This window comes from Streptomyces endophyticus (genome assembly GCF_035798155.1).
GTDB classification, from domain to species: Bacteria; Actinomycetota; Actinomycetes; order Streptomycetales; family Streptomycetaceae; genus Streptomyces; species Streptomyces endophyticus.
Genome location: NZ_JAOZYC010000197.1, coordinates 18,285 through 36,684 on the forward strand (window position 1 = coordinate 18,285; position 18,400 = coordinate 36,684).

Annotated in this window: 13 protein-coding genes and 2 pseudogenes; 9 read left to right on the forward strand and 6 right to left on the reverse strand. The window is 72.3% G+C overall.

Features of this window, described 5'->3' with window-relative positions:
- Positions 1 to 87: 87 nt before the first annotated feature.
- Positions 88 to 1,176, forward strand: coding sequence for a DUF2637 domain-containing protein (locus OKJ99_RS40230; RefSeq protein WP_326023451.1), 1,089 nt, complete (start codon positions 88 to 90; stop codon positions 1,174 to 1,176).
- A 31-nt stretch (positions 1,177 to 1,207) separates the two neighbouring features.
- On the opposite strand, the gene OKJ99_RS40235 is transcribed toward OKJ99_RS40230, so the two are convergent.
- Entirely contained in the window at positions 1,208 to 1,663 is a 456-nt protein-coding gene (locus OKJ99_RS40235) for an ATP-binding protein (RefSeq protein WP_326023452.1), read from the reverse strand.
- A 282-nt stretch (positions 1,664 to 1,945) separates the two neighbouring features.
- Between OKJ99_RS40235 and OKJ99_RS40240 the strand changes: the two genes are divergently transcribed.
- Positions 1,946 to 5,008: an alpha-mannosidase gene (locus OKJ99_RS40240; RefSeq protein WP_326023454.1), complete on the forward strand. Its 3,063-nt coding sequence runs from the start codon at positions 1,946 to 1,948 to the stop codon at positions 5,006 to 5,008.
- A gap of 25 nt (positions 5,009 to 5,033) precedes the next feature.
- On the opposite strand, the gene OKJ99_RS40245 is transcribed toward OKJ99_RS40240, so the two are convergent.
- From OKJ99_RS40245 to OKJ99_RS40255, 3 genes and pseudogenes are all read right to left on the reverse strand, one after another.
- Positions 5,034 to 6,779, reverse strand: a complete 1,746-nt coding sequence (locus tag OKJ99_RS40245) for a pyruvate dehydrogenase (RefSeq protein WP_326023456.1) — start codon at positions 6,777 to 6,779, stop codon at positions 5,034 to 5,036.
- A gap of 80 nt (positions 6,780 to 6,859) precedes the next feature.
- Positions 6,860 to 8,224 carry a protein phosphatase 2C domain-containing protein gene (locus OKJ99_RS40250; RefSeq protein ID WP_326023457.1) on the reverse strand — a complete coding sequence of 455 codons (1,365 nt, stop codon included), beginning with the start codon at positions 8,222 to 8,224 and terminating at the stop codon, positions 6,860 to 6,862.
- A 131-nt stretch (positions 8,225 to 8,355) separates the two neighbouring features.
- Positions 8,356 to 12,117 (reverse strand): annotated as a pseudogene (locus tag OKJ99_RS40255) (S8 family peptidase).
- Positions 12,118 to 12,311: 194 nt separating this feature from the next.
- Between OKJ99_RS40255 and OKJ99_RS40260 the strand changes: the two are divergent.
- The 7 genes from OKJ99_RS40260 to OKJ99_RS40290 all read left to right on the forward strand — a co-directional run bounded on the left by OKJ99_RS40260 (position 12,312) and on the right by OKJ99_RS40290 (position 17,610).
- A complete protein-coding gene (locus tag OKJ99_RS40260) occupies positions 12,312 to 13,292 on the forward strand; it encodes a helix-turn-helix transcriptional regulator (protein ID WP_326023458.1) in 981 nt (326 codons plus the stop codon).
- A gap of 58 nt (positions 13,293 to 13,350) precedes the next feature.
- On the forward strand, positions 13,351 to 13,833 hold the full coding sequence (locus OKJ99_RS40265; RefSeq protein WP_326023459.1) for a DUF456 domain-containing protein: 483 nt from the start codon (positions 13,351 to 13,353) through the stop codon (positions 13,831 to 13,833).
- A gap of 189 nt (positions 13,834 to 14,022) precedes the next feature.
- The gene (locus OKJ99_RS40270) at positions 14,023 to 14,700 is read left to right on the forward strand and encodes a DedA family protein (protein WP_326023460.1); all 678 of its coding nucleotides are present in this window, start codon (positions 14,023 to 14,025) and stop codon (positions 14,698 to 14,700) included.
- Positions 14,701 to 14,711: 11 nt separating this feature from the next.
- Positions 14,712 to 15,851: a sensor histidine kinase gene (locus tag OKJ99_RS40275; protein WP_326023461.1), complete on the forward strand. Its 1,140-nt coding sequence runs from the start codon at positions 14,712 to 14,714 to the stop codon at positions 15,849 to 15,851.
- Positions 15,842 to 16,486, forward strand: a complete 645-nt coding sequence (locus tag OKJ99_RS40280; protein ID WP_326023462.1) for a response regulator transcription factor — start codon at positions 15,842 to 15,844, stop codon at positions 16,484 to 16,486. Before OKJ99_RS40275 ends, OKJ99_RS40280 begins: the two co-directional genes overlap by 10 nt.
- A 3-nt stretch (positions 16,487 to 16,489) precedes the next feature.
- Positions 16,490 to 17,161, forward strand: coding sequence for a 4'-phosphopantetheinyl transferase family protein (locus tag OKJ99_RS40285; protein ID WP_326023463.1), 672 nt, complete (start codon positions 16,490 to 16,492; stop codon positions 17,159 to 17,161).
- 71 nt (positions 17,162 to 17,232) lie between these two features.
- On the forward strand, positions 17,233 to 17,610 hold the full coding sequence (locus tag OKJ99_RS40290; RefSeq protein WP_326023464.1) for a PPOX class F420-dependent oxidoreductase: 378 nt from the start codon (positions 17,233 to 17,235) through the stop codon (positions 17,608 to 17,610).
- Positions 17,611 to 17,629: 19 nt separating this feature from the next.
- On the opposite strand, the gene OKJ99_RS40295 is transcribed toward OKJ99_RS40290, so the two are convergent.
- Positions 17,630 to 18,127, reverse strand: coding sequence for a methylated-DNA--[protein]-cysteine S-methyltransferase (locus OKJ99_RS40295; protein ID WP_326023465.1), 498 nt, complete (start codon positions 18,125 to 18,127; stop codon positions 17,630 to 17,632).
- A pseudogene (locus OKJ99_RS40300) lies at positions 18,124 to 18,400 on the reverse strand (3-methyladenine DNA glycosylase 2); the annotation flags it as partial. The gene OKJ99_RS40295 and the pseudogene OKJ99_RS40300, both read right to left, overlap by 4 nt.

Consider the following 18,400-nt stretch of genomic DNA (forward strand, 5'->3'; position numbering starts at 1 on the left):
TCTCTTGCCCCGAAACCCCCCTGCGGGCTCGGGCGGCTGGGCCAATATGGCGGCCGAACCGCCCTATCGCGATGCAAGGGACCCCAGATGAGACTGACCGACATATCGCTGGACTGGCTGCTGCCGGGCGCCGTACTGCTCCTGGGCATGCTGGCGGCGGTCGCAGTGCTCGCGCGCGGCAGGCGCGCCGGGGGCGCCAAGAAGGACGCGGGGACGTTCTCCGACGATTCGTGGGAGCGCAGCGAGGATCGCCGCAGGCGCAAGGAGGCCGTCTACGGCACCGCCTCGTACGTGCTGCTGTTCTGCTGCGCGGCCGTCGCCGCCGCCCTCTCCTTCCACGGCCTGGTCGGCTTCGGCAAGCAGAACCTGAACCTGACGGGGGGCTGGGAGTACCTCGTCCCCTTCGGGCTCGACGGCGCCGCGATGTTCTGCTCGGTGCTCGCGGTGCGCGAGGCCAGCCACGGCGACGCCGCGCTCGGCTCCCGGATACTCGTGTGGACGTTCGCCGGCGCCGCCGCCTGGTTCAACTGGGTGCACGCGCCCAGGGGTCTGGACCACGCGGGCGCCCCGCACTTCTTCGCGGGGATGTCCCTCTCGGCCGCCGTCCTCTTCGACCGCGCCCTGAAGCAGACGCGCCGCGCGGCGCTGCGCGAACAGGGCCTGGTACCGCGGCCCTTGCCGCAGATCCGGATAGTGCGCTGGCTCCGCGCACCTCTGGAGACGTACAGCGCCTGGTCGTTGATGCTTCTGGAGAATGTGCGCACCCTCGACGAGGCCGTGGACGAGGTGCGCGAGGACAAGCGGGAGAAGACGCAGAACCGGATGCGCCAGCGCGAGCACCAGAAGCTGGAACGCGCCCAACTGAAGGCACTGAGCCGGGGTTTCGGCACCAGGGAGCCCCGGCAGGTGGAGGCCGGCACCTCCGGTCAGGCCGGCCCGGAGTCCGCCATATCGGCGACGGCCTCGCCGTCGGAACTGTCACAGGCGGCGCCCGCACCGGAACAGCTTCCGCTGCGCACCCGCCCCTCCCTCCAGGCCGTCAAGGGCATCCGCAGGTCCCGTGACCAGAAGGCGCCCGTCACCGTCGATCTCACGGCGGAGGACGACACGCAGGCGCTGCCCCGGCTCGACTCTCTGGAGCAGAAGCTCAAGGACCTTGAGCAGCAGCTCGGTTGAGCCCGTCCGTGGTACGGCGGCGTCGTTCAGATCACGCGACGCCGCCGTCCAGTTCGAACCAGACCACCTTGCCCGTGGCCCCCGGGCCGAGCGCCGCCACACCCCAGGCGTCCGCGAGGGACTGCACCAGGACGAGACCGCGCCCACTGGTGCCGTGCGTACCGTCGTCGGCGTGCGGTACGCGTGGCTTGGGCCTGCGCGAGACGAAGTCACGGACCTCGACTCTCAGGGACCGCGCCCCCACGGTCGCCGTGAGTTCCGCCTCGCAGTCCGTGTGCACCAGCGCGTTCGTCACGAGTTCGCTGGTGAGCAGCTCCGCCACCTCCGATCTTCCGGGCCTGCCCCAGTGCAGGAGGAGTTCGCGCAGCGCGCGCCTCGTCTCCGGGACGGCCCGCAGGTCCGCCTTGCCCAGCTTTCGCTTGAGTTGCCGCGGTGGCTCGTCCTCCGGATCCGCGCGCGCCGCCGCGACCCCTTTCTCGTACGTCATTGAGCCCGTGTCGCCCATCGGGGCGCCCCCTCGTGACTGCCGTTTCATGGCCCCCGCCCACACGCCGATCCCATGCCTTTCCGGCTGGAATTCTTCTGCTCGGCCTGCTCTTCGAACGCGTACACGGGGATGAATGCCCCGCTGCCTGATCGGCACGCTTGTTGATTGGTCCACCACTTGCGGGTGTCCAGCGCCACGCCGGGGAAGGAAGCGTGGGGACGCCGCCGGGACCGGCACAGTACGAGCACCGAATCGCACCGCAGGAGCACTGAAGGAGACGCCGTGCACGACGACCGACACCTCGTGGAAGGCCGACTCGACCGGGCGATGCGCCAGTTCGTGCGGCCCGCGCAGTACGGGGCGCGGGTACCGCTGAGCATGAGCGTCTGGCACGCGCCGGGGGAACCGGTGCCGGTGGCCGAGGCCCTGGAGGGCGCGTACGAGCCCTTCGAGACCGGCACCGCCTGGGGAAAGCCGTGGTCGACCAGTTGGTTCCGCATGGAGGGGCGGGTGCCCGAGGAGTGGGCCGGGCGGCACGTCGAGGCGGTCGTCGATCCCGGTTTCTCCGGACAGGGGCCCGGCTTCCAGGCGGAGGGGCTGCTGTACGACGCGTCGGGCGTACCCCTCAAGGGTATCCATCCGCGTAACCGGCATCTGACGATCGCGGCTCGCGCGGCCGGCGGAGAGCCGGTACGCCTGCTGCTTGAGGCGGCGGCCAATCCGACGGTGCTCCGGGACTTCGAGCCCACCTTCCTCGGCGACGTACTGACCGCAGGAGATCGCCCCAACTACCGATTCCGCTCTGCCGATCTGGCCGTACTCGACGAGGAGGTCTGGCATCTCGTCCTGGACGTCGAGGTGCTCTCGGAGCTGATGCACGAGCTGGACGCCGACCGGTCCAGGCGCCACGACATCCTGCGCGCCCTGGAGCGGATGCTGGACGCCCTCGATCTGCACGACGTCTCCGGCACGGCGTCGGCGGCCCGCGCCGAGCTGGCCGAGGTCCTCTCCCGGCCCGCGCACGCGAGCGCGCACCGGGTCTCGGCGGCCGGGCACGCGCACATCGACTCGGCATGGCTGTGGCCGCTGCGCGAGACGGTCCGCAAGGCCTCACGCACGTTCGCGAACGTCACGGCGCTGGCCCGCGACTACCCTGAGCTGGTGTTCGCCTGCTCGCAGGCGCAGCAGTACGCGTGGGTGAAGGAGCACCAGCCGCACATCTGGGAGCGCATCAAGAAGGCGGTCGCGGACGGGAACTGGGCGCCGGTCGGCTCGATGTGGGTGGAGTCGGACGCCAACATGCCCGGCGGTGAGGCCCTGGCGCGCCAACTGGTGCACGGCAAGCGGTTCTTCCAGGACGAGCTGGGTGTGGAGACGGAGGAGATCTGGCTGCCGGACTCCTTCGGGTACACCGCCGCTTTCCCGCAGTTGGCGAAGCTCGCGGGCGCCAAGTGGTTCCTGACACAGAAGCTGAGCTGGAACCGGACGAACAAGATGCCGCACCACACGTTCTGGTGGGAGGGCATCGACGGCACCCGCGTGTTCACCCACTTTCCGCCCGTGGACACCTACAACTCCCAGTTCCACGCCCGGGAACTCGCCCATGCGGAGCGGAACTTCGCGGAGAAGGGCGGCGCCTCCCGGTCCCTGGTGCCCTTCGGCTGGGGCGACGGCGGCGGCGGCCCGACCCGCGAGATGCTGGAGAAGGCCCGCCGGCTGCGCTCCCTGGAGGGCTCGCCGCGCGTCGACATCGAGAAGCCGGCGGCGTTCTTCGAGGCGGCGCACGAGGAGTACGGCGCCAAGGCCCCGGTCTGGTCCGGCGAGCTGTACCTGGAGATGCACCGCGCCACGTACACCACACAGGCGAAGACCAAGCAGGGCAACCGACGCTCCGAACACGCCCTGCGTGAGGCCGAGTTGTGGTGCACGGCCGCCGCCCTGCACGACCCGGCGTACGCGTACCCCTACGACGCCCTCGACCGGATCTGGAAGACGGTGCTGCTGCACCAGTTCCACGACATCCTGCCGGGCTCGTCGATCGCCTGGGTCCACCGGGAGGCAAGGGAGACCTACACCCAGGTGCTCACGGAGCTGGACGGGATCACCGCCGACGCCGTACGCCACCTCGGCGGCACCGAGCAGTCCGCGCTCAACGCCTCCCCGTACCCGCGCAGCGAAGTCGTCGCCCACAACGGCGAGTTGATCCATGTGAACATCGCCGGGCTCGGCGCCCGCTCCCTCGCCGAGGCCGCCGGGCACACCCGCGGCCCCGGCGCGCACGCGGCGGCGACCCGGGAGACCGGCTCGATCATCCTCGCCAATGAGCACCTCACCGTCACGATCGACGGGGACGGACTCCTCACCTCCGTACGGGACTTGAACAGCGGCGGACGCGAGACGCTCGCGCCGGGAAGCCGCGGCAACCTGCTGCAACTGCACCCCGACCACCCCACCCAGTACGACGCCTGGGACCTGGACGCCCACTACCGGCACACCCGGACCGACCTCACGGAGGCCGAGTCGGTGGAGCTGGTCGAGGAGGGGCCGCTGCGGGTCTCCGTGCGCGTCACCCGCTCCTTCGGGAAGTCCCGGATCACGCAGGAGTACCGGCTCGCGGCGGGCAGCCGGCGCCTGGATGTCGTCACGGACATCGACTGGCAGGAGTCGGAGAAGGTGCTCAAGGCGGCGTTCCCCTTGGACGTGCACGCCGAGCGGTCGTCGGCCGAGATCCAGTTCGGCCACGTCAACCGGCCCACGCACGCCAACACCGGCTGGGACGCGGCCCGTTACGAGATCTGCGCGCACCGCTGGCTGCGCGTGGCGGAGGAGGGGTACGGGGTCGCCGTCGTCAACGACTCCACGTACGGCCACGACGTCACGCGCGCCGCGCACGACGAGGGCCTCGGCACCACGGTCCGCCTCACGCTGCTCCGCGCCCCGCACTCCCCCGACCCGGAGACGGACCTGGGCACGCACCGCTTCACGTACGCGCTGCTGCCGGGCGCGACGACCGGCGACGCGGTGGCGGAGGGGCTCGCCCTGAACCTGCCGCTGAGGATCGCGCCCGCGCCCGCCGTGACGCCGCTGGTCACCGTCGACAACCCGGCGGTGACGGTGGAGTCCGTGAAGCTCGCGGAGGACCGGAGCGGGGATGTCGTGGTGCGGCTCTACGAGTCGCGGGGCGGGCGGGCGGACGCGACGCTCACGGCGGCGTTCCCGGTGGCGGGCGCCGACGAGACGGACCTCCTGGAGCGCCCGCTGCGCCCGGCCGACACCTCCGACACCGGTCTCGCCCTGTCCCTGCGCCCGTTCCAGATCCTGACGCTGCGGCTGCGACCGGTGTGAGCGGTGTGATCCGAGCTGAAGGGCCCTACGGACGCGGCATGTTGCGCAGGTTGGAGCGGGCCATCTGCACCATCCGGCCCACTCCGCCGTCGAGCACGATCTTCGAGGCGGAGAGGGCGAAGCCCGTGACCATCTCGGCGCTGATCTTCGGCGGGATGGACAGGGCGTTGGGGTCGGTGACGACATCGACGAGCGCGGGCCCCTTGTGCCTGAAGGCGTCCTTCAGCGCGCCCGCGAGCTGCTTCGGCTTCTCGACACGGACGCCGTAGGCGCCGGCGGCGCGGGCGATCGCGGCGAAGTCGGGGTTCTTGTTGTTCGTCCCGTACGAGGGGAGCCCGGCGACCAGCATCTCCAACTCGACCATTCCCAAAGAGGAGTTGTTGAAGAGGACGACCTTCACCGGCAGGTCGTGCTGCACGAGGCTGAGGAAGTCGCCCATCAGCATCGAGAAGCCGCCGTCCCCCGACATGGAGACGACCTGCCGGTTCCGGTCGGTGAACTGGGCGCCGATCGCCATCGGCAGTGCGTTCGCCATCGAGCCGTGGGAGAACGAACCGATGACGCGGCGCCGCCCGTTGGGCGAGATGTAGCGGGCCGCCCAGACGTTGCACATGCCGGTGTCGACCGTGAACACGGCGTCCTCGGCCGCGAGTTCGTCGACGACGGAGGCGACGTACTCGGGGTGGATGGGCGTGTGCTTCTCGACCTTGCGCGTGTACGCCTTCACGACGCCTTCGAGCGCGTCGGCGTGCTTCTTCAGCATCCGGTCGAGGAACTTGCGGTTCGACTTGGGCTTCACGCGCGGCGTGAGGCAGCGCAGCGTCTCGCGTACGTCGCCCCAGACCGCGAGGTCCAGCTTCGAGCGCCTGCCGAGGTGCTCGGGCCGCACATCCACCTGGACGATCTTGACGTCCTTCTGCGGCAGGAAGGCGTTGTACGGGAAGTCGGTGCCGAGCAGGATCAGCAGCTCGCACTCGTGGGTGGCCTCGTACGCGGCGCCGTACCCGAGGAGCCCGCTCATGCCGACGTCGTACGGGTTGTCGTACTGGATCCACTCCTTGCCGCGCAGCGCGTGGCCGACCGGCGACTTGATCTTCTCGGCGAACTCCATGACCTCGGCGTGCGCGCCCGCGGTGCCGCTGCCGCAGAACAGCGTGACCTTGTCGGCCTCGTCGATCAGCTCGACGAGCTTCTCGATCTCGGTGTCACCCGGGCGGATGCTGGGCCGGGAGGTGACGATCGCGGTCTCGATGGACTTCTCGGGCGCGGGTTCGTCGGCGACGTCGCCGGGGAGGGTCACGACGCTGACGCCGGACCGCCCGACCGCGTTCTGGATGGCGGTCTGCAGGACGCGCGGCAGCTGCTTCGGGCTGGAGATCATCTCGCTGTAGTGCGAGCACTCGGAGAACAGCCGGTCCGGGTGGGTCTCCTGGAAGTAGCCGAGGCCGATCTCGCTGGACGGGATGTGCGAGGCGAGGGCGAGTACGGGGGCCATCGAGCGGTGGGCGTCGTAGAGCCCGTTGATCAGGTGCAGATTGCCCGGCCCGCAGGACCCGGCGCACGCGGTCAGCTTTCCGGTGATCTGTGCTTCCGCGCCGGCCGCGAAGGCGGCGGTCTCCTCGTGCCGTACATGGACCCAGTCGATCGCGTCGTTGCGCCGGATCGCGTCGACGACCGGGTTGAGGCTGTCGCCCACGACTCCGTACATGCGCTCGACGCCCGCGCGGACGAGGATGTCGACGAACTGCTCGGCGACGTTCTGCTTGGCCATGACTCACGCGCCCTTTCGGAACCCGGTGTCCTCATTGCTTCTCAGCTCTTGCGGGTTCCATGAATTCATACGGGACGTGCTCACGCCTCCCAGACGGCCGCGGCCGTTCGGTCGTCGGCGTATCCCTTCACCCTGACCTGGGTGTCCGCGAGGAACGTGGCGAGGCCCGGCGGATCGGCGTCCGCCCACCTGTTCGCCAGGTGGCGGGCGAGATCCGGCTCGCCGCGGAGCGGTTCGGCGAGGCCCGGCGAGCACAGCAGCAGCGTGTCCCCCGGTCGGGCGACGGAGGCGCGGAACCGGAAGGCGTCGCGCGGGGGCGGGGGCGCGGGTTCGTAGGGGCTCGGGGGCGTCGTGATGTTGAGGTCCATCGTGAGCCGGTCGCCGTCCGGGGTCTCCTCCGGCGGCGACGAGCCGAAGCCGACCACGGGTTCGCCGCTCTGCTCGGCGACGCTCGGCTCTATGTCCCGCCACTCCCCGTCCCGCAGCCGGAAGAGACCGCCGCCGCCGACGCCGAAGAACACGCGGGTGCGGCACGCCGGGTCGGCGGGCAGCAGCAGGCAGCGCAGCGTCGCCGCGTACTCCTCCGGGTCGAGGCCCTGTTCGGTGGCGCCGGCCCGCAGCTTGCCGAGGCTGCGGTCGGTGAGCCGGTGCAGGCCGGACTTCAGGTCGCCGCGGCGGCCCGCCCGCACGTCCTCGCCGAGCCGCGTGTGGCTGAGCCCGACGGCCCGCCCGATCCACTCGCAGACCTCGGCGGCGGCCCGGTGCGCGCCGGGCGTGGCGCGGGCGCCGGTGGCCATCGCCACGAGGATCAGCGCCGTGGGCCCACTTCCGAACCGCGCGGTGAGCAGGCTGTCGCGCCGCGGCTCTCCCCGGTACCGCGCGGAGTCCCCCCGTACGGACACGGCCCGCAGGGTCGAGACCCCGCACCGCGCCCCGTCGAGCACGGTGTCCGCGACGAGATCGTCCAGATCCTCCGGATCGGCGAGGGGGAGGGCGCTGGGCTCGGGGTCGTAGGTGGGCGGACCGTCACCCACGTAGTCGACCCGGGGTGCCTCCGGCGGGGGCGGCACGGGGTCCCCCTGGGACACCTGCGCCAAGCCCGCGGCACCCCAGACGTGCCGCGTCTCCGGGTACACGGCGTGGCTGGGCTCCGGCGAATCCGGGGTGTCGCCGGCCGGCCCGGGCGCGTCCGTAGTGGCTTCAGGGGCCCCCTGCGAGGGCGGGGGCGGCGGGGGACTCGGCTCGGGGCCGGGGGCGTCGGCCTCCGGGTCCCCCGCTGGGCGCGGAGACGCGATCGCTCCGGCCGAGGTGAAGCGGTCCTCCAGGGTGTCCGGGGTCGGGGTCGGCCCGGTGTCCTTGGCGGCGGCCTCGTTGTCGTACAACTTCCCCCACCAGTCGTCCCCTTGGGCCGGGTGACCGGTGGGCCTCTCCCCCTGCTGGCTCATGCCCTCATTGTCCACGGCACGGGCCGTACGAAAACGGGGCATCGGGAAAAGCCCACCGAAATGGGCCCGCCGGGCGGCCCCACCCCCCACGGGAGGACCACCCGGCGGACCGGATCGAGTGAGCGCCCGAACTAACGCACGTCGTACGCCCGGTTCACCGTCTGCGTGACCGCGTTGCCCTTCGCGTCCGTCAGTTGGACCTTGAGGGTGACCTGCTTCCCGGCGGCGCCCGCGTGGTCGACCGTCGCCGTCCACTTGCCGTCCCGCTGCGAGGTCTTCGCCTCGGTCCAGGTCTCCCCGCCGTCGTACGAGTACGAGAGCGCGGCCTTCGTCAGGGCGCCCGGCTCGTAGCCCGCGTGCCCCGTCGCCGTCAGGGTGACCTGCTGGCCGTCCCGTGCCGCGAGCGTCTTCATGTCGTCCTCGGGGAACGTCGTCCGCGGGAAGAGCAGCGGGATGCCCTGCGAGTAGGTGTCCTCCTCCAGGTGCGAGCGGAACGACCACGTCGTCGTGGTCTGCGGCGAGCGCAGCCAGGTCTTGCCGCCGTTCAGCTTCATCGTGTTCAGGGTCAGGTCGTACGCCGCGTCCTCGGCCGGGACCGTGAAGACGCCGTACGGCCAGCCGTTGGAGCCGACCGGCTCGCCGTTCCGCTTCAGCGCGACGCTGCCGATGTCGCCGAACGAGCCCTGGACGCCCAGGTGTTCGCCGTCGCCCCAGAATCCGGGCGCGACACCGATCAGATTGCCCTGGCGTTCCGCGGCGAGCGCCTGCTTGCCGGAGTCGTCGAGCGGCGCGGTCGGGGCCATCGCGCCGCCGTACCACTCCTCGGTGCGCTTCTCGCCCTTCTCGTACGTCCGCACCGGGTCGATCATGAACTCGCCCCACGGGAAGCTGCTGGACACCTGGTGCCCGTACCCGGTGGCGCCGGGCGAGTACAGCTCGGTGCGGGTGGACGGCGCCGCGACCAGGGCCAGGTCACCGAAGGAGGTGGTCAGGCCGTTGGGCCGGGACACCGACGGCAGGTCGATGTAGTCCGTGGCGGCGCCCATCGCCTTGTAGGTGGCCTTGTTCGTGGCGAGGTTCCGGTCCGTCGCCTTGTAGGTGCGGTCGTCGCGGATCTGCCCGGTCTCCGGGAACGCGAGCGTGTAGACGTACGGGCTCTTGGCCGTCGCCTTCCACCGGAGCGTCGTCGTCCCGGCCGCGATCCGCCCGGCAAGCGCCGTGCCCTCCGCCGTCTCCAGCGCGAGCATCGGGATCGGCACGCCGACGAAGCCGGTGGTCGGGTACCAGCGGCCCGCGGCCTCCCGATAGAGGACGAGCCCCTTGACGCCCGCCTTGATCGCGGCCTGCGCGACCGTGCTCGGGGAGCCGCCACTGGGCAGCTTCACCAGCGCCAACTTGCCCTTGGCGGCGGCCAGTTCATCGGCCGTTCCGGCACCCGCGGAGACGACCTCGGAGGTCCCCGTGCCGTCGAGGTTCGAGGAGTTCGTGGAGCCGGTCACCGGATGCAGTGATGGCCCGTCCACCACCCCGAACTCGCTGATCTGCGGAGCGGCCGCGCGCCAGAAGCTGTCGAACTCGAAGTCGCCGTCGCCGACCTCGCCCTGGACGTCGGCGTAGTAGCCGCGCACGGTGCGCGAGCCCTGGATGCTCGCCGCGTGCAGCCAGTGGTCCTCACCGAAGGTGCGGGCGAACCCGAGGGTGGCGCCGCGCACCTCGCTCTCCCGGTCCGTCTTCACGCTCAGCCTGTGGGCCTTGCGGGCGTCGAGGACGACGGTGGTGTCCTTGGTGAGGTTCAGCTGCGGACGCCCCAGGAACGTCGCGGACTCGATCAGCGTGCCCTCGGTCTCCGGCGTCGCGACGAACGCCGACAGGGCGTACGCACCCGGTCTGACCTGGTACGTCTGGTCGGCGGCACCGTCGTTGACGCGCCGCTCGCCGGACGCGTCGTCGGTGCCGATGAGGTCGAGCGAGGAACCGGCGGCGGCCGGATTCCCCCGGCGGTCGACGACCTTGACGCGCAGGGTGACCGTCTCCGGCTGGACGTACAGCGAGAACGGGGTGCTCAGGTGCGCGCCGCCGGGCCCCGTCGCGAGGACACGTCCGGTGACGTCGCCGTACTGGGCCTTCTTGAGGTACGCGGTCGGGTCGATACTCAGCGGGACCTGGGCGGTGCCGCCCGCCGGGACGGTGACCGTGCGTGCGCCGAGCCGGGCGACCGAGGACTTCACGGCGGAGCCGTCGTTGCCGGTGACACCGTCGACGGCGAGGCTCAACTTCACCGGTTTGTCGGTGGTGTTGGTGTACGGCACCTGGACGGTGGTGCGGTCGCTGCTGTCCTGCGGCCAGTTGAAGGTGCCGCCCTGCACGGCGCCCGCGCCGAGGACCTGCTGGTCGACGGCGGCCTTCACGTCGAGCCGCCCGCCGCCGGTCTCCCGCACGTCGCCGGGGATGTCGGCGTCGGCGGAGGCGACGAGCGCCTGCTTGATCTGCTGCGCGGTCCAGTCGGGGTGGCGCTGCTTGACGAGGGCCGCGGCGCCCGCGACGTGCGGCGTCGCCATCGACGTACCGCTCATGGACTGGTACGCGTACACGCCCCGGCCGCCCGCGGCCGCCGCCTTGATGGCGACGCCCGGCGCGGCGATCTCCGGCTTGAGGGTGTGCGTGCGCTGCACGGGGCTGCGGCTGGAGAAGCTCGCCGTCTCGTCGTCGCTGTCGACGGCGCCGACGGTGAGCACCTCGGGCACGCAGCCCGGCGAGGAGACCGTGTTGAGGCGCGGTCCGGAGTTGCCCGCCGCGATGACGAAGAGGGTGTCCTTCGATGACTTCGCGAGTTCCTGCGTGGCCTGCGACATGGGGTCGGAGCAGTCCAGCTCGCCCGGGTTGCCCAGCGACATGGACACCACGTCGGCCTTCTGGTCGACGGCCCACTGCATCCCGGCGATGATCCACGAAGTGGCGCCGGAGCCGCCGTCGTTGAGGACCTTGCCGTTGAGCAGGGTGGTGCCCGGGGCGACGCCCTTCTCCTTGCCGCCGCTCGCCGCGCCGGAGCCGCCGACGGTGGACGTGGTGTGGGTGCCGTGGCCCTGGTGGTCGTCGGCGTCGGCGGAGTCGGTGAAGTTCTTCGACTCGGCGACGCGGCCCTTGAGGTCGGGGTGTTCGGTGTCGACGCCGGTGTCGAGGACGGCGACCTTGGTGCCCTTGCCGTCGTAGCCCGCGGCCCACGCCTCGTCGGCGTGCACCTGCTTCGTGGAGTCGGCGAGCAGCGATTTCACCTTGGCGTCGAGCCACAGCTTCTTCAGGTCACCGGCCGCGCGGGAGCGGGGACTTGAGATGTCGTCCCAGAAGTCGCCGGCCTTCTTCTTGTCGGCCTTGAGGGCAACGCCGTCGACCGGGTCGAGGACGAGGGCGCGCTTCGCGCCGCGCGGCGCGGCGGGCGCGTCGCGGGCGACGTCGACGGACTAGTCGTAGGTGGCGATGAGCGGCAGCGTCGCGCTGTGCTGGTCGTCGTACCCCTGCCGGATCAGGCCGGTGACGTTGAAGAGTTCCTCGTCGACGCGGCCGTCGGCGAGCGCCTTCGCGGCGCTGTCCGGGTAGACGTACAGGTCCTTGCCGGACTGCCTGGTCTGAAGCAGCGGGGTGCTGCCGTCGGCGGCGGGCAGGGCAGCGGCGCTCGGCCGTCCTCCGGCGTCGGTGGTGACGACGACGCGGTCGCCGGTGACCAGCGTGACCGTGACCGCGGAGCCCTTGGCGGCGGCAGCGGCGGCGGAGCTGCCGACGAGCGGCCGGCCGCCGTCCGGGTCCCTCCCCTCCAGGGCCCCGGACGGAACGGCCGCGGTGATGCCCAGGACGACGGCGGTCGCCGTGCCCAGGGCCGCACGCGATATCGGGCGCATCGCTCTCCCCAAGTAGAAGCGCGGGTGAATACGGGTCAAAGGCCGCATTCCCAGCGGGTGTTGGTGCTGCGGTGGCGCCACATTGGCAGAGTGATGCCCGGTACAGGGAAGATGGGAGGCGGCGGGAACATGCCGTGGCCGTTTCCCGCCACGGGGGGGGTGTTGGAACGGTTCACTGGGGAGGGGATCGCCGCATGCTGCACGCGATAGGTCTGGACGAGGGGCACGAGGCGGCCTACCGGGCGCTCGTCGCGGTGGGCGCGGCCGACGTCCCCGACCTGGCACGACGGCTCACCCGCGGCGAGCACGACACCGAGCACGCGCTGCGCCGCCTGGAGCAGCACGGGCTCGCCGCCCAGTCGTCGGCGCGCCCCGGGCGCTGGGTCGCGGCGCCGCCCGGGGTCGCACTCGGCGCGCTGCTCACCCAGCGGCGGCACGAGCTGGACGAGGCGGAGCTTGCGGCGGCCCGGCTCGCCGCGGAGTTCCGGGCACAGGCCACCGAGCCCGCCGCGCACGACCTGGTCGAGGTGGTGACCGGGTCGGCGGCCGCGGCCCAGCGGTTCCTGCAGATCCAGCTCGGCGCGACCGAGGAGGTGTGCGCCCTCGTCACCGGCAACCCGATCGCGGTGTCCGCCACGGAGAACGACGCGGAGGAGCAGGCCGTCAGGCGGGGCGTCGGCTACCGCGTCGTCCTCGAACGCGAGGTGCTCACCATGCCGGCCGGCCTGACGGAGCTGTCGGCGGCGATCGGCCGGGACGAGCAGGTACGGGTCGTGGACCGGGTGCCCACGAAGCTGGTGATCGCCGACGGGGCGCTCGCCATGGTGCCGCTGACCCGGCACGCCGCCGAGCCCGCCGCACTCGTGGTGCACGCGAGCGGGCTGCTCGAAACGCTGAACGGGCTCTTCGAGGCGGTGTGGCGGCAGGCGCTGCCGCTGCGCCTCGGTGCGGCGGGCGAGGTGGAGGAGGTCGGCACGGAGGGGCCCGACGGCCTCGATCTGGAGATCCTCTCGCTGCTGCTCGCCGGTCTGACCGACGCGAGCGTCGCCAAGCAGCTGGACCTGGGGCTCAGGACGGTGCAGCGACGGGTGAAACGGCTGATGGAGCTGGCGGGCGTGACCACGCGTCTGCAACTCGGGTGGCATGCGTACGAACGGGGCTGGGTGGCCCGATGAGTCCGCATTGAGACTCCGTTGACCTGCGCTTTCGCCTCACCTGGGGGACCCTGTGCACATGGGAGCGTGGGAACTCCTCCTGGTCGGCGCCGTGATGGCGCTCGGCCTGTGCGGGGTACTGGTGCCGGGCGTACCCGGATCTTGGCTCGTGTGGGCCGCGGTCGCCGTGTGGGCGCTGCGGGACCCGAACGGCCTGGCCTGGGGTGTCCTCGTCGGCGCCACCGTCGTCCTGCTGGCCTCCCAGGTGCTGCGCTGGCAACTGCCACCGCGCCGCCTCCGGCAGGCGGGCGCGACCCGCAGCCTGGAGTTCTGGGCGGGCGCGGGCGCGGTGATCGGGTTCTGCGTGCTGCCGGTGATCGGGGCGGTGCCGGGGTTCATGGGCGGGATCTACGTATCGGAGCGGCTGCGGCTCGGGAGCCACGGGGACGCGCTCGCGTCGACGCGCACGGCCATGCGGGCGGGCGGCTCGAACGTGCTGGTGGAGCTGTTCGCGTGCCTGCTGATCGTCGGGGCCTGGCTGGGCGCAGTCATCTGGGGATGAGCCCCGGCACCCCGTGGAAAACCGCGGGGTCATGGGTGCAGATCACCGCACTTTGCCAAACGGTTACCCTCGTAGTGGCCACGAGCCGCGGTTCCTAGCCTGGACAGGAGTCGAGGCAGCAGCCTCGGACGTACCGGATCTCCGGTGCCGCGACGTCGGTGCCGGGACGCCCCTGCCTGGAGACCTCGTATGCACCTCGTGACCTCGGCCGCCGCCGCGGAGCCGACCACCGGCATCGCGGGCTGGGCGGCCCATCTCGTCGATGTGCTCGGCGGCCCGGGAGCGGGGCTCGCGATCGCCCTGGAGAACCTCTTCCCGCCGCTGCCCAGCGAGGTCATCCTCCCGCTGACCGGCTTCGCCGCGGGCCAGGGCGCGATATCCCTCGCCTCGGCCCTCTTCTGGACGACGCTCGGCTCCGTGGTCGGGGCGGCGGTCCTCTACTGGATCGGCCGGGTCATCGGCCGTGACCGCATGTACGAGCTGTGGGGCCGGCTGCCGCTGGTGAAGGTGTCCGACCTGGAGAAGACGGAGGCGTGGTTCCAGCGGCACGGCACGAAGGCGGTGCTGCTGGGCCGGATGGTCCCGATCTTCCGCAGTCTGATCTCGATCCCGGCGGGCGTCGAACGGATGCCGCTGCCGGTGTTCCTGTCGCTGACGGCGGTCGGCTCGCTGGTCTGGAACTCGGTGCTGATCCTCGCCGGCTACTGGCTGGGCGACCAGTGGGACCTGGTGGGGACGTACGTGGGCGTGATCTCCAAGGTGGTGCTCGGTGCGGCGCTCGTCGCGCTGGTGGCGTATCTGGTCGTACGGCTGCGCGGCCGGGGCCGCCACCGGGACCGGGAGCGTCGGCCGAAGGTCCCCCGGTAGGCTCGGCTCCCGTGGGGTGGACGCGGGCGGGGCGCAGGGGGACGGGCGTACTCCTCGGGTGCGGCACCGGGATCGCCGGCCTGCTGTACCTCGCCGTCGCCGGAGCGGCGCTCGGCCCCTTCCTTCTCCGGCCGCGGAGCCGCCCCCGGGCACGGGCCGCGCTGACGGCGGGCGCCCGCCGGATCGCCGCGCTCGACCGGCGCCGCCGCACCGGCTGCTTCGGCGACCGCTTCCCGCTGCACTACGAGCCCGGTGACGGCGAGGTCCTTCGCTACGTCTCCACCCGCGCCTACGCCGGAACGGTCACCGCCGTCACGCTCGCCCTGGTCGGGTTCGGAGTCGTCCTCGCCGCCGTGTTCGCCGCCGCCCTGGTGGGCGGCCGGGTCGGGCCCGCCGAACTGCTCTGGCAGGTCCTGCTGGGCGGCGCCCTCCTCTTCCTGGGCGTACAGGGCCTGCGTTCCCTGTACGCGCTGGACGCCCGGCTGGCCCGCGACACCTTCGGGCCCTCCGAGCGCGAACTCCTGCGCCGCCGCATCGACGAACTCGCCACCAGCCGCGCCGCCGTCGTGCACGCCGTCGACGCGGAGCGCCGCCGCATCGAGCGCGATCTGCACGACGGCCTCCAGCAGCGGCTCGTCGCGCTCGCGATGCTGCTCGGCCGGGCCCGCCGCCCGGGGCGCACCCCGGAGCAGGCCGAGGCACTGCTGCGCCAGGCCCACGAGGAGTCCCAAGGAGTGCTGGCGGAACTGCGCGAGGTGGCCTGGCGGGTGTACCCGTCGGCGCTCGACGGGCCGGGCCTGCGCGAGGCTCTGGGCGGCGTCGCGGAGCGCAGCCCGGTGCCGCTGCGGCTCACCTACGAGGTACCCGGGCCGCTGCCGCAACTCGTGGAGACCGCCGCCTACTTCGTCGTCTCCGAGGCCGTGACGAACGCGGCCAAGCACGCCTGCGCCACCGGCGTCGAGGCCCGACTCGCCCTCAAGGGAGGCGTGTTGACCGTCAGCGTGCGGGACGACGGGGCCGGCGGCGCCGATCCGGCCGGTGCCGGGCTCAGCGGCCTGCGCGGACGCGTCGAGGCGCTCGACGGCCGACTGCGCGTCGACAGCCCCTCCGGGGGACCCACCACCGTGACCGCGGAGCTGCCGTGCGCCTGATCATCGCCGAGGACTCGACCCTGTTGCGCGAGGGCCTGGTGCGGCTGCTCGCGGAGGAGGGGCACGAGGTCGTCGCCGCGCTGGGGGACGCCACCGCGCTGCCCGCCACCGTCGACGAGCTCGCCCCCGACGTCGTGGTCGTCGACATCCGGATGCCCCCGACGCACACCGACGAGGGACTGCGGGCGGCCCTGGAGATCCGCGCGCGGCGCCCGTCGACGGGCGTGCTGGTCCTCTCCCAGCACGTGGAGCGCACCTATGCCGCGCAGTTGCTCGCGGGCGGCGCCGAGGGCATCGGCTATCTGCTCAAGGACCGGGTCGCGCGGGTCGGGGAGTTCCTGGACGCGCTGGACCGGATCCGGGCGGGCAGTGCGGTCATCGACCCGGAAGTCGTACGGCAGTTGGTGGGGCGCAGCACGCGTACCGACTCCCTGTCCGGGCTCACACCGCGTGAGCGCGACGTCCTGGAGGTGCTGGCGCAGGGTCACACCAACACGGGCATCGCCGAGCGTCTGCACCTGTCCCTGAGCGCGGTGGAGAAGCATCTGAACGCGGTCTTCGACAAGCTGGACCTGCCGCGCGCCACCGGCTACAACCGGCGGATCCTCGCGGTCCTGCGCTACCTGGAGGCCTGACGCGTGGACAACGTACGGGAGTTGCCCGCTTCCGGGCCGGTCCGGCTGTGGCTCGTCACGACGGACCCGGGGAGCCCTCCGCCGGGGGACGGCGCGGGCGTCCTCGACGCCGAGGAGTCGCGCCGCGCCGCCGCCTTCCACTTCGACCGGCACCGGGTGCGCTACGTCGCCGCGCATCTCGCGCTCCGCGGCATCCTGGGCGAACGGCTCGGCCGCGCCCCCGGCGACGTACGGTTCACGCGTCTTCCCTGCCCCGGCTGCGGCGGTCCGCACGGCCGGCCGGCCCTCGCGGACGCGCCCGGCCCGCACTTCTCCCTCTCCCACAGCGGCGACCTCGCCCTGGTGGCGCTGGCCCCCGCGCCGGTCGGCGCCGATGTGGAGGAGCTGCCTTCGGCCAAGGTCACCGAGGAGCTCATTGCGGTGCTGCACCCGCGCGAGCGCGCGGAGCTGGCGGCCATCGAGGAAGCGGAGGAGCGCCGGCTCGCGGTGGCCCGCGCCTGGGTCCGCAAGGAGGCCTATCTGAAGGGCCTCGGCACGGGCCTGTCCCGCGGTACCGACCGCGACTACGTGGGCGTACGGGCCGCCTCCCCCGGCGCCCCGGACGGCTGGTCGCTGCGCGACGTGCCGATGCCCGGGGGGTACACGGCGGCGGTCGCGCTCGGTCCGGGGACGTAGGCCTCCGGTCCCGGGCCGGGCTGGGCCGCCGTCCCGATGTGCGCGGGCCGCCGGAGTGCTTGGCTGTCCCCATGACCGAATTCAGCGATGCCGAACGCGCCTACCTGACGTCGCAGCGCCTGGGCCGGATGGCCACCGTCGACCCGCAGGGGCGGCCGCAGGCCAACCCCGTCGGCTTCTTCCCGCAGGACGACGGGACGATCCTGATCGGCGGTTACTCGATGGGCACGACCAAGAAGTGGCGCAACCTGGAGTCCAACCCGAACGTCTCGCTCGTGGTCGACGACATCGCGAGCGTCAAACCGTGGCGGGTGCGCGGTGTGGACATCCGCGGCGAGGCCGAACTCCTCGTGGGGCCCCACGAGTTGGGGCCCCACATGAGCGAGGAGGTCATCCGGATCCACCCGCGGAAGGTGCACAGCTGGGGTCTGGAGGAGGAGGCGGGCTGAGTCGCGGCGCGGCCCCCGCTCAGAGGGAGCCCTCCAGCGTCAGCAGTTCGACCTTGCGCTCCAGGCCGCCCGCGTACCCGGTCAGCGAGCCGTCCGCGCCGATCACCCGGTGGCAGGGCCGCACGATCAGCAGCGGGTTGGCGCCGACCGCGCCGCCGACGGCCCGGACCGCGGCGCGCGAGGCGCCGATGCGGGCGGCCACCTCGCCGTAGGTGGTGGTGGCCCCGTACGGCACGTCGTCGAGCGCGTCCCAGACCCGCCGCCGGAACTCGGTCCCCTCCGGCTTCAACTCCAGCTCGAATTCCTTGAGTTCACCGGAGAAGTACGCGGCAAGCTGCCGCTCGGCCGCGGCGAACCGCCCGGGGTCGCGCACCCATCCCTCACCGACGGTCCGACCACCCTTCTGCCCGGGGACGGAGAGGGAGGTGAGGGCGCCGGAGGAGTCGGCGGTGAGCAGGAGCTCACCGAGCGGACTCGGCAGGGTCGTGTAGTAGGTCGTGCGGTCTTCGGTGTTCACAACTGTCCTTCTACGGTGAGGTGTTGGCGCGCGTACGAGCGCCAGGGGCGCCACGCGTCATCGGTCATGGAGTCGTCGGGCACGGCCACGTCCGGGTCGCCCAGGGCGCGCAGGCGGATCAGGGCGGCGGTGCGCGGGGTCATGCCGGGCACCGCGCGCAGCGCCGCTTCGGCGTCGTCCCGGTCGGCGCCCGGGTCGAGGCGGCGGCGAAGCGCGGCGTGTACCTGCACCCCTGGCACAACTGGTTCCTCTCGGCCGCGCACACCGATGCCG

What these genes read in the sequence shown, in the direction of transcription:
- OKJ99_RS40230 (WP_326023451.1), top strand. Translation starts at nt 88, where the DNA reads ATGAGACTGACCGACATATCGCTGGACTGGCTGCTGCCGGGCGCCGTA.
- OKJ99_RS40235 (WP_326023452.1), bottom strand. Translation starts at nt 1,663, where the DNA reads ATGACGTACGAGAAAGGGGTCGCGGCGGCGCGCGCGGATCCGGAGGAC.
- OKJ99_RS40245 (WP_326023456.1), bottom strand. Translation starts at nt 6,779, where the DNA reads ATGGCCAAGCAGAACGTCGCCGAGCAGTTCGTCGACATCCTCGTCCGC.
- OKJ99_RS40250 (WP_326023457.1), bottom strand. Translation starts at nt 8,224, where the DNA reads ATGAGCCAGCAGGGGGAGAGGCCCACCGGTCACCCGGCCCAAGGGGAC.
- OKJ99_RS40260 (WP_326023458.1), top strand. Translation starts at nt 12,312, where the DNA reads ATGCTGCACGCGATAGGTCTGGACGAGGGGCACGAGGCGGCCTACCGG.
- OKJ99_RS40265 (WP_326023459.1), top strand. Translation starts at nt 13,351, where the DNA reads ATGGGAGCGTGGGAACTCCTCCTGGTCGGCGCCGTGATGGCGCTCGGC.
- OKJ99_RS40270 (WP_326023460.1), top strand. Translation starts at nt 14,023, where the DNA reads ATGCACCTCGTGACCTCGGCCGCCGCCGCGGAGCCGACCACCGGCATC.
- OKJ99_RS40290 (WP_326023464.1), top strand. Translation starts at nt 17,233, where the DNA reads ATGACCGAATTCAGCGATGCCGAACGCGCCTACCTGACGTCGCAGCGC.